The following is a 25,891-nucleotide window of genomic DNA, read 5'->3' as shown; positions in this document are numbered from 1 at the left end:
GGTCGTTACGGCTTGGGGGTGGCGTGCGGGGCGCACGTCGACTCCTTGGGTCCGGCCTTGCCGGTGAGGAGGTATCCCTCGACCCGCGGGTTGATGCAAGGGTTGACCAGGTTGGTGACACCGTGCGAGCCGGCGTCCTTCTCGATGATCAGGCTGGAGCCCTTGAAGCGCTTGTGCAGTTCGACGGCGCCCTGGAAGGGGGTGGCCGCGTCACGCGTGGACTGCACGATGAGGACCGGCGGCAGGCCGCGGCCGGTCTTGACCTGCACCGGGGTCTGCTGCTTGGTGTGCCAGGTGGCGCACGGCAGGTTCATCCAGGCGTTGGACCAGGTCAGGAACGGGTACTTCTGGTGCAGCCGGGTGTTGTCCCGGTCCCACTTCTGCCAGCTGGTGGGCCACTTGGCGTCGGCGCACTCCACGGCCGTGTACACCGCGTTGCCGTTCTCGTCCGCGATGTTGCCCTGGATGTCGGTCATGTCGGGCGAGGCCGCCTCGATGACCGGCTTCGGGTCGCCCGCCGCGTACGCGCTGAGCGCCTTGGCGACCGGCACCCACGAGGAGTCGTAGTACGGGGCGCCCTGGAAGAAGGAGATCAGCTCGGCCGGTCCGACGACCCCGCCGAGCGGCTTCTTCTTGGCGTCGGCGCGCAGCTTCTGCCACTGGGCCTCGATCTGCGCCCGGGTGGTGCCCAGATGGAAGACCGCGTCGTTCTTGGCGACCCAGTCCTGCCAGTCGTTCCAGCGCATCTGGAAGGCGACGTCCTGGTTGAGGTTGGCCTCGTACCAGATGTTGTCGCGCGAGGGGTCGACGACGCTGTCGACGACCATGCGGCGCACGTGCGACGGGAAGAGCGTGCCGTAGACCGCGCCCAGGTAGGTGCCGTAGGAGACACCCACGAAGTTGAGCTTCTTGTCACCGAGTGCGGCCCTGATGACGTCCAGGTCGCGGGCGGTGTTCGGGGTGGTCATGTGCGGCAGCATCCAGCCGCTCTTCTCGGCGCAGCCGTCCGCGTACTCGGCGGCGAGCTTGCGCTGCGCGCGCTTGTCGGCCTCGCTGTCGGGCACCGGGTCGGCCTTGGGCGCCTTCACGTACTCCTGCGGGTCGACGCAGGAGATCGGGGTGGAGTGGCCGACGCCGCGCGGGTCGAAGCCCACGAAGTCGTACGCCTTGGCCGCGCCCGCCCAGATCGCGTTCTTGTTGGTCACGCGGGTCGGGAAGCGCAGGCCGGAGCCGCCGGGGCCGCCCGGGTTGTACAGCAGGGAGCCCTGGCGGTCCTGCTTGGAGCCGGTGTTGCCGATCCGGTCGACGGCCAGCGTGATCTGCTTGCCGTGCGGCTTCTTGTAGTCCAGCGGGACGGTGACGAAACCGCACTGGATGGGCTTGGCCAGGCCCCAGTCGGCCGGGCAGTCCTTCCAGGAGATGCCCTGCCGGGCGGCCCGGTCGGCGGCCACCTTCACGCCGTAGGCCTCCGAACCTCCCCGGTCCTGGAAGCTGCTGGAGCTCTTGGTCTGCTGTCCGGTGTCGGCGCCGGCGGCCGGTGCCGCCACCGCCCCGGCTATGAGTGTGCCCGCGAGCAGGGTGCCGGCTGAGCCGAGCACGGCGGTGCGTCGCACGTGGGACCTCCCCCTCAGAGTTGCGCGAGGTCCTGAACTGGACCCCGAGCGGCATCCTTGCGGTTGCGTGGATGCTGGGACCAGACCGTACGTGTGTTTCTTTACCGAACCAATAGCCGGTGCATGGAGTCCGCTCAGCGGTGCGGCGGGAACCTCCGCACAAGATCCTTTGCGTCCACCCATGCATGAACCTGTCATCACGGGTTAGTCGGATGTCCTCAACACACCTTCACAACAGGGGAGTTCAGATGTCCAGCACCAGCGGCACGCGGTCCAGTACGAACGGTCTGGCCGTCGCAGGGCTCGTCTGCGGAGTCGTCGGGATCTTCATCGCCAACCTCATCCTGGGTCCGCTCGCCATCATCTTCGGCGCTGTCGGCCTGAAGCGTCCCGGCGGCACGGGGATGGCGAAGGCAGCCATCATCCTCGGCATCGTGGACATCGTGCTGTTCTTCGTGGTGATGCTCGCGTTCAGCAGCGGCGGCGGCTTCAGCTGGCGCATCGGCGGCTGATGGCCCTTTCCTCCAGGTCGTCGAGCGCTCCGTCCATCATCAGCCGCAGCGCCCTGGCGTCCCGGGCCACCGCCGTCACCAGCACTCCCCCGCCCCCCAGCGGGGTCAGCACCGCGGTCTCGCCGAGCAGGCGGGGCCGCGGTTCGCTGTGCGCGGACTCCTCTTGCACGACCAGGAGCTGACCCACCGCCCGGTGGCCGCCCAGCACCGCGCCGCCGTCCCAGCCGCCGGGCGCGCCCGGACCGTACGCCAACTCCTGGTCGAGGAGCGGGCGTCCGGCGCGGCGCACGGTGAGACGGGTGAAGAGGGTGCCGGTCTCCTCGCCGTGGCGGCCCAGGACCTGTTCCTCGCGGTAGACGAGGCGGGCGGTGGGGGCGAGGTCGACGGTGGTGGTCATGCGCAGGTCGCTGCCGTGGGCGGAGATGAGCTGCTCGGGCAGCCAGCACAGCTCGGCGTCCTGACCCACCGTCAGCCGTACGTCGTACGTGGCCTGTTGGGGGACGCGACCGGGCAGGGCGACAGTGGCGGCGGCCGCGTCGACGGTCAGCCGAGCCCCCTCCCGCACCTCCGCCTCGATGGCGAGCCGGTCGCCGCCGAGCGGTGCGCTCATCGCGCCGACGACGGTGACACGGCCGTGGTCGGGGCCTTCGGCGGATCTCGTACGTCGCAGGGCGAGCGGCCCGTCGCCCTCCAGGACGGGGAGCCGGCCGCCCGGGGCGGCGACGATGCGGGCGGTGGCGGTGAGGCTCATACGGTGACGGGCCCGGTCCAGGAGGCGAGCTGTGCGCGCACCCAGTCGGCGACCGGCTTGACCTTGTCGCCGGTGGTCAACGAGGTGAAGGCGACGGGGAGTTCACCGCGCTGCTCCTTGGCGTCGCGGGCCATCCGCTCCAGGTCGGAGCCGACGTAGGGGGCGAGGTCGGTCTTGTTGATGACGAGGAGGTCGGCGGTGGTGACGCCGGGACCGCCCTTGCGGGGGATGTCGTCGCCGCCCGCGACGTCGATGACGAAGATCTGCGCGTCGACCAGGCCCTTGGAGAAGGTCGCGGTGAGGTTGTCGCCGCCGGACTCGACGAGGATCAGATCCAGCGGCCCGACCGCCTCCTCCAGGTCCTCCACCGCTTCCAGGTTCGCGGAGATGTCGTCGCGGATGGCGGTGTGCGGGCAGGCGCCGGTCTCGACGGCCTGAATGCGCTCGGGCGGCAACACGGCCTGGCGGAGCAGGAATTCGGCGTCCTCGCGGGTGTAAATGTCGTTGGTCACGACGGCGAGGGAGAGGGTGTCGCGCAGTTCGCGGCAGAGGGCCGCGACGGTGGCGGTCTTGCCGGAGCCGACCGGGCCGCCGAGCCCGATGCGCAGGGCACGGCGGGAGCCGTCGGGGCGGTGGGCGTCGGCGCTGACGGCGGTGGCGTGGGGGCCGTGGTCGAGGTGCATGGTGCGGGCTCCTTGGTCGTGCGGGTGTGGTTCTAGGAGGCGAAGAGGCGTACGGGCCAGGCCGCGTGGGCCTCCGCCGTGATGTCGAGGAGCGGTGCGGAGGCGGCGGGCAGGGCATCGATGCCCCGGTGTGCCGCTTCGGCCGCGCGCCCGGCGACCTGGTCCATCTCGGGGGCGAGGCGGGCGAGGACGCCGGTCGCCCGGAAGGGGTCGAGGCTCAGCAGCCGTACGACCGCGGTCGCGGGCCCGCTGACGCACTCGTACACGGCGCAGTGCGCGGCGTCCTCGGGCCCGAGTCCGGCCGCCCGGGCGGCGAGCCCGAGCACGACGGGCTGGTGCGCCCCGCGCGGCCGGGCTACGGCGAGCGCGTCCAGTTCCGGGGACGGCCAGGTGGAGCGTGCCGCCCGCATCATCTGCCGCCCCAGCTTGCGGGCGGTGGCCCGCAGCGCGGGCGAGGGCGTCCGGGCGTCGGCCGCCTCGTCCAGCTCCAACGGGTCGAGCCCGATCGCGGCGCCCGCCGCGAGCCCGGCCGCGGTGAGCCCGGCGGTGTGCAGGCGCCCCCGGCAGAACTCCTCCAGATCCCGGTGGTCCCTGATCCGCCCCGCCTTGACGGCCCCCTCCGCTCCCCCGGAATGCGCATGCCCTCCGGCGGGAAACCGCCCGTCGGCCAGGACGAGGAGGGCGGCACGGGAGGCGGTGGGGCGGGGTGGGAGGGTGCTGGTCGGGGTGGTCGGGCGGGGCAGGGTTGCGCCCTCCGTGCCGACGTACGCCGCGGCCTCCGGTGGGACGCCCTCCCCCGTGGCCGGCGGCGACGCCGTGGCAGGCGCACCCCTCCCCCGGCTCCCCGCCCCCGTACGGGGCACCGCCGCGAGCCGCTCCCCCAGGGGGGTGACTCCCGGGCGGCCCGACGGGGGTTTGCTCGGCAGGGGGCGTCGGCCCCCGGGACGTACCGGAGAAGGTCCGGCGGACGACGCGTCGGCCGTCACCGTGTCGGTGCGCGCGCCGGCCGGACCTGTCGCCGCGGCGAACCCCTCGTGTGTCATCGCTGCGGACCTCAGAACAGGAAGTAACGCTGGGCCATGGGCAGTTCGGCGGCCGGTGCGGGTTCCACCGGGTCGCCGTCGATGGTCACCGTGAAGGTGTCCGCGTCGACCTCCACCCTCGGCATCGCGTCGTTCTCCCGCATGTCCGCCTTGGTGACACCGCGTGTGCTGGTGATCGGGGCGAAGGCCTTGCGGATGCCGTAGCGGTTGCCGAGGCGTTCGGTGATGCCGTCCTCGATGGCCGCCTCCGCCACGAAGTTGAAGGAGTTGGCGGCGGGGGCGAGCCCGGTCGCGCCGTACATCGGGCGGGGCAGGATCGGCTGCGGGGTCGGGATGGAGGCGTTGGCGTCGCCCATCTGCGCGTACGCGATCTGGCCGCCCTTGATGACCAGGAGGGGCTTCACGCCGAAGAAGGCGGGCTCCCAGAGGACCAGGTCGGCGAGCTTGCCGGGCTCGACCGAGCCGATCTCGTGGCCGAGGCCCTGCGCGACGGCGGGGTTGATCGTGTACTTGGCGACGTAGCGACGCGCCCGGTGGTTGTCGGCGCGGCCGTCGCCGGGCAGGGAGCCGCGTCGCTTCTTCATGACGTGGGCGGTCTGCCAGGTGCGCAGGACGACCTCGCCGACCCGGCCCATGGCCTGGGAGTCGGAGGAGATGATCGAGATCGCGCCGAGGTCGTGGAGGATGTCCTCCGCCGCGATGGTGGACGGCCGGATGCGGGACTCGGCGAAGGCCAGGTCCTCGGGGACCGCCGGGTTGAGGTGGTGGCAGACCATCAGCATGTCGAGGTGTTCGTCGAGCGTGTTGAGGGTGTGCGGGCGGGTGGGGTTGGTCGAGCTGGGGAGGACGTGCGGCTCGGAGACCACCGTGATGATGTCGGGTGCGTGACCGCCGCCCGCGCCCTCCGTGTGGTACGCGTGGATGGTGCGGCCCGCGATGGCGGCGAGGGTGTCGCCGACGAACCCGGCCTCGTTCAACGTGTCGGTGTGGATGGCGAGTTGGGCGCCGGTCTCCTCGCAGACGGAGAGGCAGGCGTCGATGACGGCGGGGGTCGCGCCCCAGTCCTCGTGGATCTTGAAGCCGAGTGCGCCGCCCCTGAGCTGTGCGTGCATGGCCTCGCGGGACATCGTGTTGCCCTTGCCGAGCAGGCCGATGTTGACGGGGTGGTGCTCCAGCGCCGCGAACATCCGGGCGAGGTGCCAGCTGCCGGGGGTGACGGTCGTCGCCTTGGAGCCCTCGGCGGGACCCGTGCCGCCGCCGACCAGGGTGGTGATGCCGGAGGTGAGGGCCTGGTCGACGACGGTCGGCGAGATGAAGTGGACGTGCGCGTCGATCGCGCCGGCGGTGACGATGCGGCCGTTGCCCGCGATGATCTCGGTCTCGGGGCCGATGACCAGGTCGGGGTGGACGCCGTCCATCGTGTCGGGGTTCCCGGCCTTGCCGATGCCGGTGATGCGGCCGTCGCGGATGCCGACGTCGGCCTTGACGATGCCCCAGTGGTCGAGGATCACGACCCCGGTGATGACGGTGTCGGGGGCGCCCTCGGCGCGGGTGGTGCGGGCCTGGCCCATCGACTCGCGGATGACCTTGCCGCCGCCGAACACCGCCTCGTCGCCGGCGAGTCCGGGCCCGCCGGAGCGGTCCTCCTCGATCTCGATGAGCAGATCGGTGTCGGCGAGGCGGATGCGGTCGCCGGTGGTGGGGCCGAACAGGTCGGCGTAGACGGCGCGGGAGATCCCGGGGTGCGTGGACCCCGAGTGCGTACGGTCAGACATCGAGGGCACCGCCGATCTCCCCGCGCAGTCCGGCGACGACCCGCCGGCCGCCCAGGGGTACGAGTTCCACGTCGACGGGGACGCCGGGCTCGAAGCGCACGGCCGTCCCGGCGGCGATGTTCAGCCGCTGTCCGCGGGCGGCGGCGCGGTCGAAGTCGAGGCCCGGGTTGGCCTCGGCGAAGTGGTAGTGGGAGCCGACCTGGACGGGCCGGTCGGCCGCGTTGAGGACGGTGAGGCGGGTGACGGGGCGGCCCTCGTTGAAGAGGACGGGCTCGTCGGCGTAGAGGATCTCGCCGGGGACGACCGGCTTCGGCGCGGGGGTCACTGGATCGGCTCGTGCACGGTGACGAGCTTGGTGCCGTCCGGGAAGGTGGCCTCGACCTGCACGTCGTGGATCATCTCCGGGATGCCGTCCATGACTTCGTCGCGGTGCAGCACCTTGCGCCCGGAGGACATCAGCTGGGCGACGGTGTGGCCGTCGCGGGCGCCTTCGAGGATGTGCGAGGTGATGAGAGCGACGGCCTCGGGGTGATTGAGCTTCACCCCGCGCGCCCTCCGCTTCTCGGCCACGTCGGCGGCCACATGGATGAGCAGGCGTTCCTGCTCGTGCGGGGACAGCTGCACGCTTCCCACCTCCTGGTTGTCAAACACCCTGCGCATGTACGGGGCGGAGGTACCAGAAAGGTGTAAAGGGCACCCGCCTCGGCGCAGCGGGACCATATCCGACTTCAACACTTCGTTGAGGCGTCAATCCCGGCCACCCGGCCAGGAATTGCACGTTAGAGCCCGAGTTTTTCCAACGCGTTAACTGACGCTTTGCCAGCCCATGATCAAGTGGGGCCGTCCGCTCAGCGCGGCTCCTCGCCCCGGTGTTCGGCCGCGATGCCGAAGCGCCGGCGTTCGCCGGGAGCGGACAGCGAGGTGCCCAGCGACGAAACCGAGCTGATCACCTGCTCCTCCGCCGCGGGTTCCGCTTCGTTCTCCAGTCGCTCCAGGTCAGCGGCGGATACGAGGGCGACGAGCGGCTTCCCGTGGCGCGTCACGACCACCCGCTCCCCGCCGTATACGACGCGGTTGATCAGGTCGGCGAGCTCGGCCCGGGCTTGCGTCACCGGAATCTCGTGGGTCATGCTCCCCATCGTACTGAACGTACGTCCTGTACATTTTTTACGGAGACAGGCGCACGCCGCACTTCAGCCGAAAGAGAGCGCGCCATGAACGGTTTCCTCCCGACCCCGCCGTCCGCCCGCTACGTCCTGCCGTCCTTCACCGAGCGCACCAGCACCGGAACCCGGACCCTCGACCCGTACTCGAAGATGCTCGGCGAGCGGATCGTCTTCCTGGGCACGCCCGTGGACGACGCCGCGGCCAACGACCTCGCCGCCCAGTTCATGTATCTGGAGCACGACGCCCCGGACCGGGACATCTCGCTCTACATCAACTCCCCCGGCGGCTCGTACACCGCGATGTCCGCGATCTACGACACGATCCAGTTCGTGACCTGCGACGTCGAGACGATCTGTCTGGGGCAGGCGCTGGACGCGGCGGCCGTGCTGCTCGCGGCGGGCACGCCCGGCAAGCGGTGCGCCCTGCCCGGGGCGCGCATCACACTCAGCCAGCCCGCGCTGGACGAGCCCGCCCAGGGACAGCCCTCCGACCTGGAGATCCACGCGGCGGAGCTGGTGCGGCTGCGGGCGATGACCGCCGGGCTGCTGGCCCGGCACACGGGACGCACCGCAGAGCAGGTCGAGACCGACTTCGACCGTACGAAGGTGCTCGACGCGACGGCGGCGCAGGAGTACGGCCTGGTCGACCGGATCATCGCGAGCCGCCGGGCCGCGATGTCCGTCACGGAACGGTGAGCGGGGCATGCTGCCGCCCGAACTGCCGCCACTGCCCGCACTGACCCGCGCCGAGTGCGAGGTCGTGGACACCTACCTGGAGGTGGTCGACCTGCTCGGCCGCATCAACCCGGCCCGCTCGACCGACACTTACGGCGCGCTGCGCGCCGCACAGGCCCTCGTCGGGAGGGCCGCCGCACTGCGCGAGGCACTCACCCTGATGCATGACAGGGGGGAGAGCGGACTGCACCCGGTGACGCTGGGGCGGGCGCTGCGCGTCCTGGACGGAGAAAGGCGGGCGAAACGGCTCACCGTGCCACCGGAGCACGTGAGTTGATCACTCGCGAGCGCGCGGAGGGGAGCGCAGCGGTACCAGGCCACCTCCCCCGTTCGGCCCATCCGTGTCTACGGAAGCGGTACTGATCGAGTTGCGCCATTCAGCCGACCCCGGGACGGAATGAGCTGCTCCGGCGCTGGTGCGGGCCTCCTCGGGTCCCGACGCGCAAGATCGGTGCGGCGCTTGTCCACCCGAACGGCCGAGTGGTGAGGAGCCTCACAAACCCCTGCTTCCGCTCGGAAACCGGACGTCGACCGGGTCAAGATCCGTGGGACGACAAGCCCCCGCCGTCCTGGCGGGGCGGTCCTGGCGGGCGCCGCACGAGTACGGGCGCCGGCCGGGACGTCTGGTCGACGAAGGGTTGCGCATGCCTGCGCACGTCAACTGCCACACTTTGGGGAACGACGACCCGGCGAAGAACGGCCCGGGGACACACCGCCCGGAGAACAGCCACCGGGCACACAACAGCCTGCCGGAGGACCGCCGGCCCCCGGTCGGCCCGCCCGCCGGCCCGCTCACCGGCCCGCCCCCCGGGCGCCTGGCGACGAAGACCGCGCCCGACCCCCGGCCCCCGAAGAACGCCACCCGTCCCGCGCGCTACGGCCCCTCCCTGCTCGCCAGGGCCTCCACCGCCGCCACGCTCACCTTCGCGGTGGTCGGTGCCGGTCTGGTGGTACCCGGGGCGAGCGCGGAGGCCGAGGCCGCGACGCTCGCGACGAAGGCCCTCAACATCGCCGCCTCCAAGCGCGGCGCCCCCTACAAGTTCGGCGCCACCGGCCCGTACCGGTTCGACTGCTCAGGACTGACGCTGTACTCGTTCAAGCGGGCCGGGAAGACCCTGCCGCGCACGGCGCAGTCTCAGTACAACAAGACCCGGCACATCTCCGCGTCCCAGCGCCAGCGCGGTGACCTGGTCTTCTTCCACCGGGGACGCAGCGTCTACCACGTCGGCATCTACGCCGGGTCGAACAAGATCTGGCACTCGCCCCGGCGCGGCACGGTGGTGCGGCTGGAGCGGATCTGGTCGAAGAGCGTCTGGTACGGCCGGGTGAAGTGACGGACCTGCTCCTCGGGCAGGCCAACTCGCCCTGCACGGCGGCGCGTCGGGGGCACCATCCCCGACGCGCCGCCGCCTGTCCGGCCGCTGGTCCGCGTACAACTGATAGGCGTACATCGGCGTACAGGAGAAGTCAGCTCTGTACGGGCACGGTCCACGGCAGCGCGATCCACACCGTCTTGCCGCCCTCGGCGGTGGGGGTGACCGAGAGCCGCCCGCCGCACTCGGCGACGAGCGAGCGGATGATGACCATGCCCCGGCCGTTGTCCTGCTGCACGGCGGCGGGCAGCCGTTGGGGCCAGCGCGGATGGCTGTCGGTTACCCCGATGCGCAGTCGCTCGTCCCGCTCCAGTTGCACGTCCACCGTGAAGGTGGGCGACTGGCCGAAGGTGTGCTGCACGGCATTGGTCGCCAGTTCCGAGACGATCAGCCGGACGGTGTCGGCGGAGTCGGAATCCGCCGACAGGCCCCATTCGGCGAGGACTTCGGCGACGTATTTCCGGGCCGTGGACACCGAGGCGGGTTCGCTCGGCAGGGTGACGGATACTTCCTGGTGGTCTGCCATGGCGACGCTGTCCCTTTCCCACCGGGGCCGGACTCTAAGTCGTACGCGGATCTGTGCGGGGGCGGCCCCGGAGTTGTTCCGCGCCAGAGTGTCACTCATGGTGCGTGCACGTGCGGTGTTCCTCCCAGACATACATATATCTGCCACTCAAAGTAGTGAACTCTGCGACGCAAGACCGTATGTGACCGCAGACTGACTTCCGGCGGGGATGGGATGCAACACCGGAAGGAGTCGGGAATGCGCCACGGTCCCGCGGTACGCCGCCGCAAGTTGGGTGAGGAACTGCGCAGACTGCGCGACAGGGCGGGGCTCACGAGCCCGGAGGCCGCGCGCCTCGTCGGCTGGCACCAGTCGAAGGTGAGCCGGATCGAGACGGGCCGCAGCGGCGTGAAGCCCGAGGACGTGGCCCGGCTGCTGGAGGTGTACGACCTCCAGGATCCCCAACTGCGGCTTTTGCTGGAGGCGTTGGCGCAGACGGCGGGCGAGTCGGGGACGCAGTGGTGGCACGCCTATCGGGGGCTGCTGCCCAGCCAGTACCGGGACTTCATCTCGCTGGAGTCCTCCGCCTGTTCGGCCCGCACACTGGAGACCTCGGTGGTGCCGGGTCTGCTCCAGACTCCGGAGTACGCGCGCGAGGTGACGCGGGCGATGCTGCCGAAACTGTCGGCGAAGAAGATCGACACCTTGGTGGAAGTGCGACTGGCACGACAGGAAGTGCTGCGTTCGCAGGACCCGTTGGTACTGAGCGCGGTGCTGGACGAAGCGGTACTGCGCAGGCAGGTGGGCGGCGGACGCGTCATGAAGGAACAGATCCGGCATGTGCGGGAGGCAATGGAATTGCCGCACGTCCGGTTACAGGTGCTCCCCTTTGCGTCGGGAGCGCATACGGGTCTCACCGGTGCTTTCGTTATCTTCTCCTTTCCGGCCATTGCCGATCTGGATGTGGTTGTTATCGACCACTTGGCGAGTAGCCTCTCCCTGGAACGGAAAGAAGACCTTGCGGAATACTCCGCGGCATTCCGCAAGATCCAGGAACAGGCACTGTCCCCGCAGGAGTCGCTGCACCTGATCGACGACATCGAAAGCGGCGCCTGACCACTTCCCCGTACCGGTGACGACGCGCAGGGAGACACCATGTCCCCACATCTCGGAGTCATACCTTCCAGCTCGCTTCTGCCCGACGCAGCGTGGCGTCGCAGCAGTCGCAGCACCGGCATGAACAACTGCGTGGAAACCGCTTCGGCCCCCGGCGGCCTGCAAGCCGTCCGGGACTCCAAGCGCGTGATGCTGCCCGCCCTCCTCTTCACCCCGCACGCATGGCGGAGCTTCGTCGGCGCCGTGCGAGAAGAGGCACTTTGACGCACACCTGACGGACCCTCAACACGCGGGTGCGGTACGGACGATGGCGTCCACCGCACCCGCGATCTGTGTCCCGTCCAGGTCGGCCCGCGCGGTCAGCCGCAACCGGGAGATCCCGTCCGGCACGGACGGCGGCCGGAAGCACCCCACCCCGAGCCCCGCCGCCCGGCAGTCGGCGGCCCACCGCAGTGCCGCCTGAGCAGTCGGCGCCTGTACGGAGACCACGGCCGCGTCCGGCACCGCGGCGACCAGACCGGCGCCGGTCAGCCGCCCGTGCAGGGTGCTCGCGACCTCGCGCGCCCGCAGGGCCCGGCCGGGCTCCCGGCGCAGCAGCCGCAGCGCGGCGAGCGCCCCGCCGACGGCGGCCGGGGCGAGCCCGGTGTCGAAGATGAAAGTGCGGGCGGCGTTCACCAGATGGTCGATGACGTGCGCGGGCCCGAGCACCGCGCCGCCCTGGCTGCCCAGCGACTTGGAGAGGGTGACGGTGGCGACGACGTCCGCGGCGCCCGCCAGCCCCGCCGCGTGCAGGGCGCCGCGCCCGCCCTCGCCGAGCACACCGAGCCCGTGCGCGTCGTCGACGACAAGACCGGCCCCGAACTCCCTTACCACTGAAGCGAGTTCGGCGAGTGGTGCCGCGTCACCGTCCACCGAGAAGACGGAGTCGCTGACCACCAGGGCCTCCCCCGCGTGCCCGTCGAGACACTTGCGCACGGCGGCCGGGTCGGTGTGCGCGGCGACGGCGGTCTCCGCACGCGAGAGGCGGCAACCGTCCACGATGGAGGCGTGGTTGCCCGCGTCCGAGACGATCAGGGAGCCGCGCGCGGTCAGCGCGGTGAGCGCCGCGAGGTTGGCCGCGTACCCGGAGGAGAGCACCAGCGCGGCCTCGAAACCGGTGAACTCGGCCAGTTCCCGCTCCAGTTCGGCGTGCAGCTCGGTGCTTCCGGTGACGAGCCGGGAGCCGGTGGCCCCGGCACCCCAGCAGCGGGCGGCCTCGGCGGCGGCCTCGGTGACCTCCGGGTGGCGGGTCAGCCCGAGGTAGTCGTTGCTCGCGAGATCCAGCAGGGGGCTGTCGGCGGCGCGCGGCCGCAGGGTCCGCACGAGCCCGGCGCGCTCCCGTTGCGCGGCCTGTTCCGCGAGCCGTCCGAAGGGGGTCGGGGCGGTGACACGATCAAGCATGGAAGGACCCTCCGTGGAGCCGGGAACGGGGTGCGCCGGTCCGGGTCCGCACACACGGGGACACCGGCCGCTTTTGTAGGCAGCCCACAGACACTAGCCGCCCCGAACCGCTCTCAGGGTGTGGCAATACCCACACCTCGAACCCGCCCTCTTGTACGGATCCTCCTTGGCCCGGGGCAGTGCCGTAGGTCAGGATCATGCCCATGGACCTACTGAACACGCTGGTGGAGAAGGGGCTTCGGCGCGAGCTGCCGACCCGCGAGGAAGCGCTCGCCGTGCTGGCGACGACCGACGACGAACTGCTCGACGTGGTGGCCGCGGCCGGCAAGGTGCGCCGCCAGTGGTTCGGGCGGCGGGTGAAGCTCAACTACCTCGTCAACCTCAAGTCGGGCCTGTGCCCGGAGGACTGCTCGTACTGCTCGCAGCGGCTCGGCTCCAAGGCCGAGATCCTCAAGTACACCTGGCTGAAGGCCGACGAGGCGTCGAAGGCGGCGGCGGCCGGCGTCGCGGGCGGCGCGAAGCGGGTCTGCCTGGTGGCGAGCGGGCGCGGGCCGACGGACAAGGACGTCGACCGGGTCTCCAAGACCATCGAGGCGATCAAGGAGCAGAACGAGGGCGTCGAGGTCTGCGCCTGCCTCGGCCTGCTCTCCGACGGCCAGGCCGAACGCCTGCGGGCGGCGGGTGCGGACGCGTACAACCACAACCTCAACACCTCCGAGTCGACGTACGGCGACATCACCACGACCCACACCTACGCGGACCGCGTGGAGACCGTGCAGCAGGCGCAGGCAGCGGGTCTCTCGGCGTGCTCCGGTCTGATCGCGGGCATGGGCGAGACGGACGCCGACCTGGTCGACGTCGTCTTCTCGCTGCGCGAACTCGACCCGGACTCCGTGCCGGTGAACTTCCTCATCCCCTTCGAGGGCACCCCGCTCGCCAAGGAGTGGAACCTCACCCCGCAGCGGGCACTGCGCATCCTGGCGATGGTCCGGTTCGTCTGCCCGGACGTGGAGGTACGGCTCGCGGGCGGCCGCGAGGTCCACCTGCGCACCATGCAGCCGCTCGCCCTGCACCTGGTCAACTCCATCTTCCTGGGCGACTACTTGACCAGTGAGGGCCAGGCGGGCCAGGCGGACCTGGACATGATCGCGGACGCGGGCTTCGAGGTGGAGGGCACGGACACGACGACCCTGCCGGGGCACCGGGCGGCGGCGGGCGGCGGTTGCGGTTCGGGGTCCGCCTCCTCGGAGGACGGCTGCGGATCGGTCTGCGGTACGACGTCCCCGGAGGAGCCCTCCGTGCCCGCCGCGCGCGAGGAGGCCCGTACGGACCTGGTGTCGGTACGTCGCCGAGGCGCCGGAACGGACCTCGCCCCCAATGCCTGACCAGCACCTCTCCCCCACCGAACTGCTGCGCCTTGACAGGGAACACGTCTGGCATCCGTACGGTCCGATGCCGGGCCGCACCGAGCCGCTCCTCGTCGCCTCGGCGTCGGGCGTACGCCTGCGGCTCGGTCAACCCGCCTTCGGGCAGACCGAGTTGATCGACGGCATGTCGTCCTGGTGGTCGGCGATCCACGGCTACAACCACCCCGTCCTCAACGAGGCGGCCCGCGGGCAGCTCGACCGGATGAGCCACGTCATGTTCGGCGGCCTCACCCACGAGCCGGGCGTACGGCTGGCCGCCAAGCTGGTGGAGATCACCCCGGAGCCACTGCGCCACGTCTTCCTCTGCGACTCGGGCTCGGTGTCGGTCGAGGTCGCCGTCAAGATGTGCCTCCAGCACTGGCGCTCTGTGGGCCGCCCGGCCAAGCAGCGCCTGCTGACCTGGCGCGGCGGCTACCACGGGGACACCTGGCAGCCGATGTCGGTGTGCGACCCGCAGGGCGGGATGCACGAGCTGTGGCAGGGCGTCCTGCCGCGCCAGCTCTTCGTGCCGGAGCCTCCGGTCTCGTACGAGGAGTCGTACGCGGAGCTGCTGCGCGACACGATCGCCCGGCACGCGGACGAGCTGGCGGCGGTGATCGTGGAGCCGGTGGTCCAGGGTGCGGGCGGGATGCGTTTCCACGCGCCGGAGTACCTGCGGGTGCTGCGGGAGGCGTGCGACGCGCACGACGTGCTGCTGGTCTTCGACGAGATCGCGACGGGGTTCGGGCGGACGGGCACGCTGTTCGCGGCTGAGCAGGGGGGCGTGTCCCCTGATGTGATGTGCCTCGGCAAGGCCCTGACCGGGGGTTATCTGACGATGGCGGCCACGCTGTGCACGTCGCGGGTCGCGGACGGGATCTCGCAGGGCGAGGTGCCGGTGCTGGCGCACGGGCCGACGTTCATGGCGAACCCGCTGGCGGCGGCGGTGGCGTGCGCCTCCGTCGACCTGCTGCTGTCGCAGGACTGGCAGGCGGAGGTGAAGCGGCTGGAGGCGGGCCTGTGGGAAGGGCTCGCGCCGGCGCGGGAACTGCCCGGGGTGCGGGACGTGCGGGTGCTGGGGGGCATCGGCGTGGTGCAGCTCGACCATCCGGTGCCGATGGCTGCCGCGACGGAGGCGGCGGTGCGGGAGGGGGTCTGGGTGCGGCCGTTCCGGGACCTGGTGTACGTGATGCCGCCGTATGTGACGGGGGACGAGGATCTGGCGCGGATCGGGCGGGGGGTTTGTGCGGCGGTGTCTGCGGGCCGCTGAGGCGCGGGGCGGGGCGGATTCCGCCGTGCGGGGCGGTGGGGGGGTGCTGTTCCTGCCGGGGGCTCCGCCCCCGGACCCCCGGATTTCGCCCCGGTCCCGCCCCTTTCCCTAAAGCGCTCGCCGCGCGGCTTGATGGTGGCTGGCGTCTTGCGCAGTTCCCCGCGCCCCTGGAAGGGGCGCGGATGAAGCGGCCCGTGCGGGCCGACCCGTACAAGAAGGAGGAGCACTCATGACCGCTCTCGTCGTCACCGGGACCAATACCGACATCGGTAAGACCGTCGTCACCGCCGCCGTCGCCGCCCTCGCCCGCGCCGCGGGCCGGCGGGTGGCGGTGTTCAAGCCCGCCCAGACCGGCGTCGGGCCCACAGAGCCCGGTGATGCGCATGTCGCCGCGCGGCTGGCGGGGGAAGGGGTCGTCCCCGTCGAGCTGGCGAGGTTCCCGGAGCCTCTGGCTCCGGCGACCTCCGCCCGGCGGGCAGGCATGCCGCCGGTCACCCCGCAGGCCGCCGCCGACGCCGTCCGCAAGCTGGAGGCCGAGTACGACCTGGTGCTGGTGGAGGGGGCGGGCGGCCTCCTCGTTCGCCTGGACGACGAGGGCGGCACCCTCGCCGACGTCGCCGCACTCCTCGACGCCCCGGTTCTCGTCGTCGCCGCCCCCGCCCTCGGCACGCTCAACATCGTGCAGCTGACCGGCGAGGCCCTGCGCGCCCGGGGCCTGACCACGCGCGGCGTCGTCATCGGCGCCTGGCCCGACGAGCCGGGACTCGCCGAGCGCTGCAACGTCGGGGAGCTGGCGGAGATGGCGGGCGCACCCCTGCTGGGGGCGGTCCCGGCGGGCGCGGGCGGCCTCGACCCCGCGGAGTTCGGAACCCGCGCATCCCAGTGGCTGGCCCCGGAGCTGGGCGGCACCTGGAACGCCGAGCAGTTCACCGCCGACCGTACGTAGGCTGGAGATCATGCGAGCACGTATCGACGAAATCGTCTTCGACTGCGCCGACCCCGCCGCCCTCGCCCGGTTCTGGGCGAGTCTGGTCGGCGGTGAGCCCCAGGACCGCGATGCCACCTGGTCGTACATCGACGTCCCGGATTTCACCCGGCTGGCCTTCCAGCGCGTTCCTGAAGGCAAGTCGGTCAAGAACCGGTTGCACATCGACCTGGTGGCCGAGGACATCCCGAAGTTCAGCGCCGAGGCGGTGGAGCTGGGGGCGGAGCTGTCCGGCGGGATCGTCACGGACGAGGTGGGGTCCTTCCAGGTGCTGCTGGACCCGGAGGGCAACGAGTTCTGCTTCGTGAGCGACTGACGGGCTGTCACCGGCGGGCCCCGGGGGGACAATCGCGGTGTCCGTCCGCATCCCGGGGTCCTCGGACTCCACGGAGGAGGTCCGCGATGGCCGAACGACCGCGATTCCCCCAGAGCATTCGTCGCCGCATCACGAACGTCGGGCGCCGCACCCGCAGGGTCCCCCACGACGCCGTGCACCACCCCCTGTTCGCCCGGTTCTACGCCCGCCTCAGCGTCCGTGCCGACGTACGCGGCGGCATCGCGGCGCACCGGGAGGAGCTGCTGTCCGGGCTCTCCGGCCGGGTGCTGGAGGTCGGCGCGGGCAACGGGCTGAACTTCGCCCACTACCCGGCGACGGTCTCCGAGGTCGTCGCCATCGAACCGGAGCGCTCCTTGCGCCAGTTGGCGCTGGAGGAGGCCGTGAAGGCGGGCGTCCCGGTGGACGTGGTGCCCGGTGCGGCGGAGGCGCTGCCGGTCAAGAGCGAGGCGTACGACGCGGTGGTGTTCTCGCTGGTGCTGTGCAGCGTACGGAACGTGGACCGGGCCCTCGCGGAGGCGAGGCGCGTACTGCGGCCCGGCGGTGAACTGCGCTTCTTCGAGCACGGGTTGGACGAACGGCGCGGGATGGCCGCCCTCCAGCGCGGCCTGGACAGGACCGTGTGGCCCCTGCTGTTCGGCAACTGCCACACCTCCCGGGACCCCCTCGCCTCGATCCGCGCCGCCGGGCTCGAACTCGGCGCCCACCGGCGGTTGAACGTGCCGGAGAAGGGGCCGCGACTGCCGTCGTCGGCGTGCGTGCTGGGGGTGGCGAGGCGTCCCGAGGGCGGTTAGGTTCGAGGGCCGTGCATGCAATGAGCATCCGTCAGTTACCTTGCGCTGGAGGCGACTTCGTGGTCAGGCCGTTCCGATTTTCGGTGAACATGGTGACGCTGTCCGACCCCGGCGAGTGGGCCACCAGATGCCGTCGGGCCGAGGAGATCGGGTACGACGTGATCCAGGTGGCCGACCACCTGGGGATGCCTGCCCCGTTCCCCGCGATGGTCGCCGCGGCGGCCGTCACCGAACGCCCCCGGATCGGTACCTTCGTCCTCAACGCGGCCTTCTGGAACCCGGCCCTGCTGGCCCGCGAGGTCGCGACCGTGGACAACCTGACCGGCGGCCGGCTGGAGGTGGGCATCGGCGCGGGGTACGTCCGGGAGGAGCACGAGACGGCCGGGATCGAGTACCGGTCGCCCGGCGGCCGGGTCGACCATCTGGTCCGTACGGTCGAGGAGTTGGACCGGTTCCTGACCGACGAGGCGCACCTGCCGAAGCCGTCGCAGCGGCCCCGACCGCCGCTGCTGATCGCGGGCGGCGGGGACCGGGTGCTGAAGCTGGCGGCCGAGCGTGCGGACGTGGTGGCGTTCGCGGGCGGGCTCCAGGTCAAGCCGGGCGAGCTGCGGGTGCTCAGCGCCGACGGACTGGACGAGCGGGTCGCGCTGTGCCGCAAGTTCGCGGCCGGGCGCACGGCGGAGCCGGAGCTGAACCTGCTGATCCAGATGGTGGTGATCACCGACGACCGCAGGGCCGCGCTCCAGGACTACTTCGCCTTCGCGCCGTATCTGACGGAGGAGGAGGTGCTGGGGCTGCCCGTCCTCGCGGTCGGCACGGTCGAGCAGATCGCCGACCAGTTCCGGGCCGCCCGGGAGCGCTACGGCTTCTCCTACTTCAGCATCCTGGAGCCGTACATGGAGGCCTTCGCCCCGGTCATCGCCGAGCTGCGCGGCACCTGACCGCACGGCCGCCTGCCCACATGGTGGGATACCCCCTCGCCCCCGGCCGCCGCCCGGTGGTGGGATGCCCCCATGAACGATCTTGAAAGCGTCCGGCTCCGCCCCGCGGCCCCCGCCGACCTCGACGCCGTCCTCGCCTTCTGGAAGACCGCCGCCGAAGGCACCAGCATCAGCGACGACCGGGACGGCGTCGAGCGCCTGGTGGCCCGCGACCCCGAGGCCCTGGTGCTGGCCGAGCGCGGCGGCGAGCTGGTGGGCACCGTGATCGCCGGTTTCGACGGCTGGCGGTGCAGCCTGTACCGGCTGGCCGTGCACCCCGACCACCGGCGCCGCGGCATCTCCAAGGCGCTGCTCGCGGCGGCCGAGGAGCGGTTCGTGGCGCTCGGCGGGCGGCGCGGGGACGCGATGGTGCTGAACGCGAACGAGACGGCGCACTCCGCCTGGCGGGCGGCCGGGTACGCGCCCGAGCCCCAGTGGTCCCGCTGGGTCAAGCCGCTCGCAGGCTGAGCGTGCGCGCCCGGGGGCCGCTCTGCCACGCGGCCGAGCAGCCCCCGTACCAGTGACTTTACCGATCGTTTACCATGGGTGGCTCATTCTGGTGAACCGAGGGGCCCGGCATCCGCCGGTCCCCTGCCACCGTCATCCCGAAAGGTGTGAGCGTCCGCCCATGGGCGAGCCTCCCAGTAGTCGACATCGCGCGATCCTCCTGACCCTGATCGATCATGGGACGGAGGTGAACCGATGATTGAAGTGCTTCTGCTCCTCGTGGCGCTCCTGCTCTCGCTGATCTGCGGCGCCTTCGTCGCGGCGGAGTTCTCGCTGACGACGGTGGAGCGTGGCGACCTGGAGCGGGCCGTCGAGCGGGGCGAGCGGGGTGCCGAGAGCGCCCTGAAGGCCGTACGCGGCCTGACCTTCCAGCTCTCCGGCGCGCAGCTCGGCATCACCGTCACCAACCTCCTCGTCGGCATGCTCTCCGAGCCGTCGATCTCCAAGCTGCTCAAGGGCCCGGTCGAGGCGGTCGGCCTGTCCCCCGCCGTGGCCTCCTCCGTCGCCCTGGTGCTGGGCACCGCGCTGTCGACCGTCGTGCTGATGGTCGTCGGCGAGCTGGTCCCCAAGAACTGGGCGATCTCCTCGCCGCTGGCCGTCGCGAAGGTAGTGGCGACCCCGCAGCGCTGGTTCACGGCCGCGTTCAAGCCGCTGATCAGCCACCTCAACAACACCGCCAACCGCATCCTGCGCCGCTTCGGCATGGAGCCCGCCGAGGAGCTGGCGTCCGCCCGCAGCCCGCAGGAGCTGGTGGCGCTGGCCCGTCACTCCGCGAAGGAGGGCGCGCTGGAGGCGGACACCGCCGAGCTGTTCGTCCGTACGCTCAACCTGGCGGAGCTGACCGCCGAGAACGTGATGACCCCGCGCGTGCAGGTCACCGCACTGGACGTGCTTGCCACCGCCGAGGACGTCGCGAACGCCACCCGGGCGACCGGCCTGTCCCGCTTCCCCGTGTACCGGGGCAGCCTGGACTCCGTCGTCGGCCTGGTGCACATCAAGGACGTCCTGGCCGTCCCCGCCGACCGCAGGCCCCGCCACCCGGTCACCGAACTGGTCCGCGAGCCCCTGCTCGTACCCGAGACGCTGACCGTCGACAAACTGCTGGACCGGCTGTCCGGCAAGCGGACCATGGCCGTCGTCATCGACGAGTACGGCGGCACCGCCGGTGTCGTCACGCTGGAGGACATCGTCGAGGAGGTCGTCGGCGAGGTGCGCGACGAGCACGACCCGCACGAGACCCCCGACCTCGCCCGCGCGGGCGAGGACACCGACGGCCGCGACCTGTGGTCGGCGGACGGCGCCGCCCGCTGCGACCAGCTGGAGCGGATCGGGATGCGCGTGCCGGAAGGCCCGTACGAGACCCTGGCCGGGCTGATCGCCAACGAGCTGGGCCGCATCCCCGAGGTCGGTGACTGCGTCGAGCTGTCCGGCTGGAAGCTGGACGTGGTGGACGCGAGCGGCAGGAGGGCGGCCCGGGTGCTGATGCACGCGCCGCTCGCCTCCGACGACGTGCACGAGACCCACCAGCACCAGACGGAGGCCGGACGATGATCGCGATACAGCTCCTCATCGGCCTGCTCACGCTGGTCGTCAACGCCTTCTTCGTCGGCGCGGAATTCGCGCTGATCTCGGTACGGCGTTCGCAGATCGAGCCGCAGGCCGAGGCCGGGAACCGCAGGGCGCGCAGCGTCATCTGGGGCCTGGAGCACGTCTCGGCGCTGCTGGCCGCCGCCCAGCTCGGCATCACGCTGTGCACCCTGGTGCTCGGCATCGTCGCCGAGCCCGCCATCGCGCACCTGCTGGAGCCGATGTTCCACGCGGTGGGCGTGCCGGACGCGCTGACCCACCCGATCTCCTTCGTGATCGCGCTGGCGCTGGCGACGTATCTGCACATGCTGCTCGGCGAGATGGTGCCGAAGAACATCGCGCTGGCCGAGCCGACGAAGACCGCGCTGGTCCTCGGCCCTCCGCTGGTCGCCGTCGCGCGGGCGCTGCGGCCGGTGATCTTCGCGATCAACTCCTTCGCCAACCTGCTGCTGAAGCTGCTGAAGGTGGAGGCGAAGGACGAGGTGTCGGCGACGTTCTCGGACGACGAGCTGGCCCGGCTGGTGAAGGACACCGAGGACGCGGGTCTGCTGGACGACCGGGCCGCGGACCGGCTGCGGGACGCCCTGGAGCTGGGCCGGCGCCCGGTGCGGGACGTCGTGATGCCGGTCGAGCGCGTGGTGTACGCGCAGGTCGGGACGACGCCGGAGGAGCTGGAGCGGCTCTCGGCCGAGTCCGGATTCTCCCGCTTCCCGGTCCTCGACTCGACCCGGCGCATCCTCGGCTACCTGCATGTGAAGGACGCCCTGGACGCGATGCCGCGCGACCTGCCGTTCCCGGTCTCGGCGATGCGGCCGATCGCGCGGGTACGGGCGGAGACCCCGCTGGACGACGTACTGACGGCCATGCGCCGCAGCCGTACGCACCTGGCCGCCGTGGCGGACGAGGACGGCCGCCCGGCCGGTCTGGTCACCATGGAGGACGTGCTGCGGGAGCTGGTGGGGCCGCCGCAGCAGGCCTGACGCACGATGCCCGATCCCTCGACAGGAGGGGTCGGGCATTGTCGTTTCCCGACCGCACGCGCCCGCAAGTGATTGGGTACGATCGCTCCGCCATGGAGATGAATGCCACCTACACCAGTCTTGTCGCGGTCGGCGACTCCTTCACCGAGGGAATGTCCGACCTCCTGCCCGACGGTTCCTACCGCGGCTGGGCCGATCTGCTCGCCGCCCGGATGGCCGCGCGCACACCCGGCTTCCGGTACGCGAACCTCGCCGTGCGCGGCAAGCTGATCGGCCAGATCGCCGACGAACAGGCGCCGCTCGCCGCCGCGATGAAGGCGGACGTGGTGACGCTGGTGGGCGGCCTCAACGACACCCTGCGCCCCAAGGTCGACATGGGCCGCGTCCGCGCCAAGCTCACCGAGGCCGTCGAGACGCTGGCCCCGTCCTGCAAGCAGCTCGTGCTGATGCGCAGCCCGGGCCGCCACGGTCCGGTCTTCGAGCGGTTCCGCCCGAGGGTCGAGGAGCTGTTCGCCGTCGTCGAGGAGCTGGCCGCCCGGCACGACGCGGTGGTCGTCGACCTGTACGGGGCTGCCGTGCTCGGTGACCAGCGGATGTGGGACGTGGACCGCCTGCACCTCACCGCCGAGGGGCACCGCCGGGTGGCCGAGGCGGTCTGGCAGGCCCTCGGACAGGAGGCCGAGGACGACTGGCTGGCCCCGCTGCCCGCCGCCGTGCCGCCGAAGTGGGCCGCACGCCGGGTGAGCGACGTGCGGTTCGCGCGCGAGCACCTGGTGCCGTGGATCGGCCGCCGGATCACGGGGCGCTCGTCGGGGGACGGCCGCCCGGCGAAGCGCCCGGAGCTGCTCCCGTACGACCAGCGCCTCTCGTAGCAACGTACGAACCGCCCCGCGGCTCTGGCCTGCACAAACCGCCAGTAGAATCTGTTTACGTGACTGCCAAGCCCCGCATTCCCAATGTCCTGGCCGGCCGCTACGCCTCCGCGGAGCTCGCCGTCCTGTGGTCCCCCGAGCAGAAGGTCAAGCTGGAGCGCCAGCTGTGGCTGGCCGTGCTGCGTGCGCAGAAGGACCTCGGGATCGAGGTTCCGGACGCGGCGCTCGCCGACTACGAGCGCGTGCTCGACCAGGTCGACCTGGCCTCCATCGCCGAGCGCGAGAAGGTCACGCGCCACGACGTGAAGGCGCGGATCGAGGAGTTCAACGCCCTCGCCGGGCACGAGCAGGTCCACAAGGGCATGACGTCCCGCGACCTCACCGAGAACGTCGAGCAGCTCCAGATCCGGCTCTCGCTCGAACTGATGCGGGACCGCACGGTCGCCGTCCTCGCCCGCCTCGGCAAGCTGTCGGCGGACTACGCCGAGCTGGTCATGGCCGGTCGCTCGCACAACGTCGCCGCCCAGGCCACCACCCTCGGCAAGCGCTTCGCGACCGCCGCCGACGAACTGCTCGTCGCGTACGGGCGTCTTGAGGAGCTGCTGGGCCGCTACCCGCTGCGCGGCATCAAGGGCCCCGTCGGCACCGCCCAGGACATGCTCGACCTGCTCGGCGGCGACGCCGAGAAGCTGGCGGAGCTGGAGCAGCGCATCGCGGGCCACCTCGGCTTCGCGCACGCCTTCACCTCGGTCGGCCAGGTCTACCCGCGCTCGCTGGACTACGAGGTGGTGACCGCGCTGGTGCAGCTCGCCGGCGCGCCCTCCTCCGTCGCCAAGACGATCCGCCTGATGGCGGGCCACGAGCTGGTCACCGAGGGCTTCAAGCCCGGCCAGGTCGGCTCCTCCGCGATGCCGCACAAGATGAACACCCGCTCCTGCGAGCGCGTCAACGGCCTGATGGTCATCCTGCGCGGCTACGCGTCGATGACCGGCGAGCTGGCGGGCGACCAGTGGAACGAGGGCGACGTGTCCTGCTCCGTGGTCCGCCGGGTGGCGCTGCCGGACGCGTTCTTCGCATTCGACGGGCTCCTGGAGACCTTCCTGACCGTCCTGGACGAGTTCGGTGCCTTCCCGGCCGTCGTCGCCCGCGAGCTGGACCGCTACCTCCCCTTCCTCGCCACGACGAAGGTCCTGATGGCCGCCGTACGGGCCGGGGTCGGCCGGGAGGCCGCGCACGAGGTCATCAAGGAGCACGCGGTGGCCTCCGCGCTCGCCATGCGCGAGCAGGGCGCCGAGCGCAACGAGCTGCTGGACAAGCTGGCCGCAGACGACCGGATGCCGCTGGACCGCGCGCAGCTGGACGAGCTGATGGCGGACAAGCTGTCCTTCACCGGTGCGGCGGGCCAGCAGGTGGGCGTGCTGGTCGCGCGCATCGAGGAGATCGCCAAGCAGCACCCCGAGGCGGCCGGCTACGCCCCCGGCTCGATCCTCTGATCACCACGTGACTCCTGAGGAGCTTCAGGCCGCCCGCGACCGCGTCATCCCCGACGTGGTCGCGGGCGGTCTGCGTGTGCTGTTCTGCGGCATCAACCCCGGGCTGATGTCGGCGGCCACCGGGTACCACTTCGCCCGCCCCGGCAACCGGTTCTGGCCCGTGCTGCACCGGTCGGGCTTCACCCCGCGCCAGTTGCAGCCCTGCGAACAGGAGGAGCTCCTCTCGTACGGTCTCGGCATCACCAACGTCGTCGCGCGGGCCAGCGCCCGGGCGGACGAGCTGAGCGCCGAGGAGTACGTCGAGGGCGGGCGGCTGCTCACCGCGAAGGTGGAGCGGCTGGGGCCGCAGTGGCTGGCGGTGGTCGGGGTGACCGCGTACCGCACGGCGTTCGGCGAGAAGAAGGCGCGGATCGGGCCGCAGGAGCGGACGATCGGCGGGGCGCGGGTCTGGGCACTGCCCAACCCCAGCGGGCTCAACGCGCACTGGAGCCTGGACGCGATGGCCGAGGAGTACGGGAGGCTGCGCGAGGCCTCCGCAGACGTTGCAGGCACGTAGCGCCCTGCAACGATCCGGTTCCGCTTTGTACGACGCGGCTCGCACCGCGTGTGGCCAGCGGATACGATCCAGCAGCCAGACACACGTACGAGCCGGGAGGACACGTTGGGGCGGCTGACCGGCGGGGACCCCTCTCTGCTGCGGCGGATCAACTCCGCGGTGGTACTGCACGCGCTGCGCGGCGCGGACGCCGCCGACTCCCCCACCCTCACCGACCTGACCCGCGTCACCGGCCTTTCCCGGCCGACCGTCGAGGGCGTCGTCGAGGGGCTCATGGAGACCGGGCTGGTCGTCGAGGCGGAGGCCGAGGAGGGCGGGGCCAAGCGGCAGGGGCGGCCCGCGCGGCGGTTCCGGTTCCGGGCCGAGGCGGGGCATCTGCTGGGCATCGAGATCGGGCCGCACCGGATCTCGGCGCTGATCTCCGGGCTCGACGGGCGGATCGTCGGTGCGGGCTCGCGCGAGGTGGACGAGTCGGCGAGCGCGGACGACCGGCTGGAGCGGGTACGGGTCGTGGTGGCCGACGTACTGCGCCGGGCCGGTGTCGCGCGCAGCTCGCTGCGGGCGGTGGGCGTCGGCAGCCCCGGCATCGTGGAGGCCGACGGGACGGTGCGCCTCGGCACGGCGCTGCCCGGCTGGACCGGACTCCCCCTCGGCGAACGTCTGCGCCGCTCCTTCCGCTGTCCCGTCCTCGTCGAGAACGACGCGAACACCGCGGCCGTGGCCGAGCACTGGAAGGGCGTCGGACAGGACACCGACGACATGGTCTTCGTGCTGGCCGGGCTGAGCCCGGGGGCCGGTTCGCTGATCGGCGGCCGGCTGCACCGGGGCTTCGGCGGGGCGGCCGGTGAGATCGGCGCGCTGCATCTGCTGGGCCAGGAGGACCGGCCCGAGAGCCTGCTCTCCACCACGGACGAACCCCTGCACCCCCTGGACGAGCAGGCGGTGGCGGCGGTCTTCGCGCAGGCCAAGCGGGGGGACGAACGGGCGCGGGCGGCGATGGACCGCTTCCTCCAGCGGCTCGTCCACGACGTGGCGGCGCTCGTGCTGGCGCTGGACCCGGAGCTGGTGGTGGTCGGCGGGTGGGCAGCGGGCCTGGACGGGGTCCTGGATCCCCTGCGCACCGAGCTGGAACGCTTCTGCCTGCGGCCTCCGAGGGTGGCGCTTTCCCTCCTGGGCGAGGCCTCGGTGGCGACGGGCGCGCTCCGTCTCGCCCTCGACCACGTGGAGGAGCAGCTCTTCGCGGTGGAGACGACGGTGACGGCCCGCCGCTGAGCGCTCGGGGCGCGGGCGGTACGGGGTGAGGGTGGGCCGGTCTCGAGGGTGCGGGCAGGGGCCGGGACCGGGGCGGGCCCGGATCGGGCGTACCGCCCCCTTGCCCGCCCGTCCCGCCCCCGGGGGGCGGCCCCGCCGCCCAA

The 25,891-nt window shown here is 71.8% G+C and carries 29 protein-coding genes; 19 read left to right on the top strand and 10 right to left on the bottom strand.

What is annotated here, in order from left to right; genetic code table 11:
• Positions 1–5: 5 nt before the first annotated feature.
• Entirely contained in the window at positions 6–1,613 is a 1,608-nt protein-coding gene (locus IE269_RS29790) for an alpha/beta hydrolase (protein ID WP_229898356.1), read from the bottom strand.
• A gap of 248 nt (positions 1,614–1,861) precedes the next feature.
• Here IE269_RS29790 and IE269_RS29785 point away from each other — a divergent pair, with 248 nt between their 5' ends.
• Positions 1,862–2,125 (top strand): DUF4190 domain-containing protein, encoded by a 264-nt coding sequence (locus IE269_RS29785; protein ID WP_189826302.1) that lies wholly within the window; start codon positions 1,862–1,864, stop codon positions 2,123–2,125.
• Here the strand turns inward: IE269_RS29785 and IE269_RS29780 are convergent.
• The 7 genes from IE269_RS29780 to IE269_RS29750 form a co-directional block, all read right to left on the bottom strand.
• The gene (locus IE269_RS29780) at positions 2,103–2,876 is read right to left on the bottom strand and encodes an urease accessory protein UreD (protein WP_189826301.1); all 774 of its coding nucleotides are present in this window, start codon (positions 2,874–2,876) and stop codon (positions 2,103–2,105) included. The two genes, IE269_RS29785 and IE269_RS29780, sit on opposite strands and share 23 nt — an antisense overlap.
• Positions 2,873–3,559, bottom strand: a complete 687-nt coding sequence (ureG, locus tag IE269_RS29775; RefSeq protein WP_189826300.1) for an urease accessory protein UreG — start codon at positions 3,557–3,559, stop codon at positions 2,873–2,875. Before ureG ends, IE269_RS29780 begins: the two co-directional genes overlap by 4 nt.
• A gap of 32 nt (positions 3,560–3,591) precedes the next feature.
• On the bottom strand, positions 3,592–4,302 hold the full coding sequence (locus IE269_RS29770) for an urease accessory protein UreF (protein WP_189826401.1): 711 nt from the start codon (positions 4,300–4,302) through the stop codon (positions 3,592–3,594).
• 311 nt (positions 4,303–4,613) lie between these two features.
• The gene (locus tag IE269_RS29765; RefSeq protein ID WP_189826299.1) at positions 4,614–6,377 is read right to left on the bottom strand and encodes an urease subunit alpha; all 1,764 of its coding nucleotides are present in this window, start codon (positions 6,375–6,377) and stop codon (positions 4,614–4,616) included.
• Positions 6,370–6,702 carry an urease subunit beta gene (locus IE269_RS29760; RefSeq protein WP_189826298.1) on the bottom strand — a complete coding sequence of 111 codons (333 nt, stop codon included), beginning with the start codon at positions 6,700–6,702 and terminating at the stop codon, positions 6,370–6,372. The genes IE269_RS29765 and IE269_RS29760 overlap by 8 nt, the downstream gene beginning before the upstream one ends.
• Entirely contained in the window at positions 6,699–7,001 is a 303-nt protein-coding gene (locus IE269_RS29755) for an urease subunit gamma (RefSeq protein ID WP_189826297.1), read from the bottom strand. Before IE269_RS29755 ends, IE269_RS29760 begins: the two co-directional genes overlap by 4 nt.
• A 224-nt stretch (positions 7,002–7,225) precedes the next feature.
• Positions 7,226–7,507, bottom strand: coding sequence for a type II toxin-antitoxin system Phd/YefM family antitoxin (locus IE269_RS29750; RefSeq protein ID WP_189826296.1), 282 nt, complete (start codon positions 7,505–7,507; stop codon positions 7,226–7,228).
• Positions 7,508–7,591: 84 nt separating this feature from the next.
• Between IE269_RS29750 and IE269_RS29745 the strand changes: the two genes are divergently transcribed.
• From IE269_RS29745 to IE269_RS29735, 3 genes are all read left to right on the top strand, one after another.
• On the top strand, positions 7,592–8,239 hold the full coding sequence (locus tag IE269_RS29745) for an ATP-dependent Clp protease proteolytic subunit (RefSeq protein WP_189826295.1): 648 nt from the start codon (positions 7,592–7,594) through the stop codon (positions 8,237–8,239).
• Between the two features lie 7 nt (positions 8,240–8,246).
• Entirely contained in the window at positions 8,247–8,555 is a 309-nt protein-coding gene (locus IE269_RS29740) for a hypothetical protein (RefSeq protein ID WP_189826294.1), read from the top strand.
• Positions 8,556–9,165: 610 nt separating this feature from the next.
• The gene (locus IE269_RS29735; RefSeq protein WP_229898372.1) at positions 9,166–9,612 is read left to right on the top strand and encodes a C40 family peptidase; all 447 of its coding nucleotides are present in this window, start codon (positions 9,166–9,168) and stop codon (positions 9,610–9,612) included.
• A gap of 133 nt (positions 9,613–9,745) precedes the next feature.
• Here the strand turns inward: IE269_RS29735 and IE269_RS29730 are convergent, their stop codons facing one another.
• On the bottom strand, positions 9,746–10,177 hold the full coding sequence (locus IE269_RS29730) for an ATP-binding protein (protein ID WP_189826293.1): 432 nt from the start codon (positions 10,175–10,177) through the stop codon (positions 9,746–9,748).
• A 237-nt stretch (positions 10,178–10,414) separates the two neighbouring features.
• Here IE269_RS29730 and IE269_RS29725 point away from each other — a divergent pair, with 237 nt between their 5' ends.
• Both IE269_RS29725 and IE269_RS29720 read left to right on the top strand, forming a co-directional pair.
• Complete coding sequence (locus IE269_RS29725; protein WP_189826292.1) at positions 10,415–11,272, top strand: helix-turn-helix domain-containing protein; 858 nt, start codon at positions 10,415–10,417, stop codon at positions 11,270–11,272.
• A 39-nt stretch (positions 11,273–11,311) separates the two neighbouring features.
• Positions 11,312–11,536 carry a DUF397 domain-containing protein gene (locus IE269_RS29720; protein WP_189826291.1) on the top strand — a complete coding sequence of 75 codons (225 nt, stop codon included), beginning with the start codon at positions 11,312–11,314 and terminating at the stop codon, positions 11,534–11,536.
• 18 nt (positions 11,537–11,554) lie between these two features.
• On the opposite strand, the gene IE269_RS29715 is transcribed toward IE269_RS29720, so the two are convergent.
• Complete coding sequence (locus IE269_RS29715) at positions 11,555–12,712, bottom strand: 8-amino-7-oxononanoate synthase (protein WP_189826290.1); 1,158 nt, start codon at positions 12,710–12,712, stop codon at positions 11,555–11,557.
• Between the two features lie 203 nt (positions 12,713–12,915).
• Between IE269_RS29715 and bioB the strand changes: the two genes are divergently transcribed.
• The 13 genes from bioB to IE269_RS29650 all read left to right on the top strand — a co-directional run bounded on the left by bioB (position 12,916) and on the right by IE269_RS29650 (position 25,748).
• Positions 12,916–14,097 (top strand): biotin synthase BioB, encoded by a 1,182-nt coding sequence (bioB, locus tag IE269_RS29710; protein WP_189826289.1) that lies wholly within the window; start codon positions 12,916–12,918, stop codon positions 14,095–14,097.
• Positions 14,090–15,388, top strand: a complete 1,299-nt coding sequence (locus tag IE269_RS29705; RefSeq protein WP_189826288.1) for an adenosylmethionine--8-amino-7-oxononanoate transaminase — start codon at positions 14,090–14,092, stop codon at positions 15,386–15,388. Before bioB ends, IE269_RS29705 begins: the two co-directional genes overlap by 8 nt.
• 229 nt (positions 15,389–15,617) lie before the next feature.
• On the top strand, positions 15,618–16,334 hold the full coding sequence (gene bioD, locus IE269_RS29700) for a dethiobiotin synthase (RefSeq protein WP_189826287.1): 717 nt from the start codon (positions 15,618–15,620) through the stop codon (positions 16,332–16,334).
• 10 nt (positions 16,335–16,344) lie between these two features.
• Positions 16,345–16,689, top strand: a complete 345-nt coding sequence (locus IE269_RS29695) for a VOC family protein (protein ID WP_189826286.1) — start codon at positions 16,345–16,347, stop codon at positions 16,687–16,689.
• Between the two features lie 86 nt (positions 16,690–16,775).
• Positions 16,776–17,501: a class I SAM-dependent methyltransferase gene (locus IE269_RS29690; RefSeq protein WP_189826285.1), complete on the top strand. Its 726-nt coding sequence runs from the start codon at positions 16,776–16,778 to the stop codon at positions 17,499–17,501.
• A 59-nt stretch (positions 17,502–17,560) separates the two neighbouring features.
• Positions 17,561–18,442 carry an LLM class F420-dependent oxidoreductase gene (locus IE269_RS29685; protein WP_189826284.1) on the top strand — a complete coding sequence of 294 codons (882 nt, stop codon included), beginning with the start codon at positions 17,561–17,563 and terminating at the stop codon, positions 18,440–18,442.
• A 72-nt stretch (positions 18,443–18,514) separates the two neighbouring features.
• Positions 18,515–18,949: a GNAT family N-acetyltransferase gene (locus IE269_RS29680; protein ID WP_189826283.1), complete on the top strand. Its 435-nt coding sequence runs from the start codon at positions 18,515–18,517 to the stop codon at positions 18,947–18,949.
• A 234-nt stretch (positions 18,950–19,183) separates the two neighbouring features.
• Positions 19,184–20,539: a hemolysin family protein gene (locus IE269_RS29675; protein ID WP_189826282.1), complete on the top strand. Its 1,356-nt coding sequence runs from the start codon at positions 19,184–19,186 to the stop codon at positions 20,537–20,539.
• The gene (locus IE269_RS29670; protein WP_189826281.1) at positions 20,536–21,555 is read left to right on the top strand and encodes a hemolysin family protein; all 1,020 of its coding nucleotides are present in this window, start codon (positions 20,536–20,538) and stop codon (positions 21,553–21,555) included. The genes IE269_RS29675 and IE269_RS29670 overlap by 4 nt, the downstream gene beginning before the upstream one ends.
• Before the next feature lie 92 nt (positions 21,556–21,647).
• Positions 21,648–22,427: an SGNH/GDSL hydrolase family protein gene (locus IE269_RS29665; protein ID WP_189826280.1), complete on the top strand. Its 780-nt coding sequence runs from the start codon at positions 21,648–21,650 to the stop codon at positions 22,425–22,427.
• A gap of 59 nt (positions 22,428–22,486) precedes the next feature.
• A complete protein-coding gene (purB, locus tag IE269_RS29660; protein WP_189826279.1) occupies positions 22,487–23,920 on the top strand; it encodes an adenylosuccinate lyase in 1,434 nt (477 codons plus the stop codon).
• 7 nt (positions 23,921–23,927) lie between these two features.
• Positions 23,928–24,476 carry a G/U mismatch-specific DNA glycosylase gene (gene mug, locus IE269_RS29655; protein ID WP_189826278.1) on the top strand — a complete coding sequence of 183 codons (549 nt, stop codon included), beginning with the start codon at positions 23,928–23,930 and terminating at the stop codon, positions 24,474–24,476.
• Between the two features lie 105 nt (positions 24,477–24,581).
• Positions 24,582–25,748, top strand: a complete 1,167-nt coding sequence (locus tag IE269_RS29650; protein ID WP_189826277.1) for an ROK family protein — start codon at positions 24,582–24,584, stop codon at positions 25,746–25,748.
• Positions 25,749–25,891 lie beyond the last annotated feature (143 nt).

Origin of the sequence: Streptomyces spiroverticillatus (assembly GCA_014650415.1) — a bacterium.
GTDB classification, from domain to species: domain Bacteria; phylum Actinomycetota; class Actinomycetes; order Streptomycetales; family Streptomycetaceae; genus Streptomyces; species Streptomyces spiroverticillatus.
This window is presented reverse-complemented; position numbering and strand designations above follow the sequence as displayed.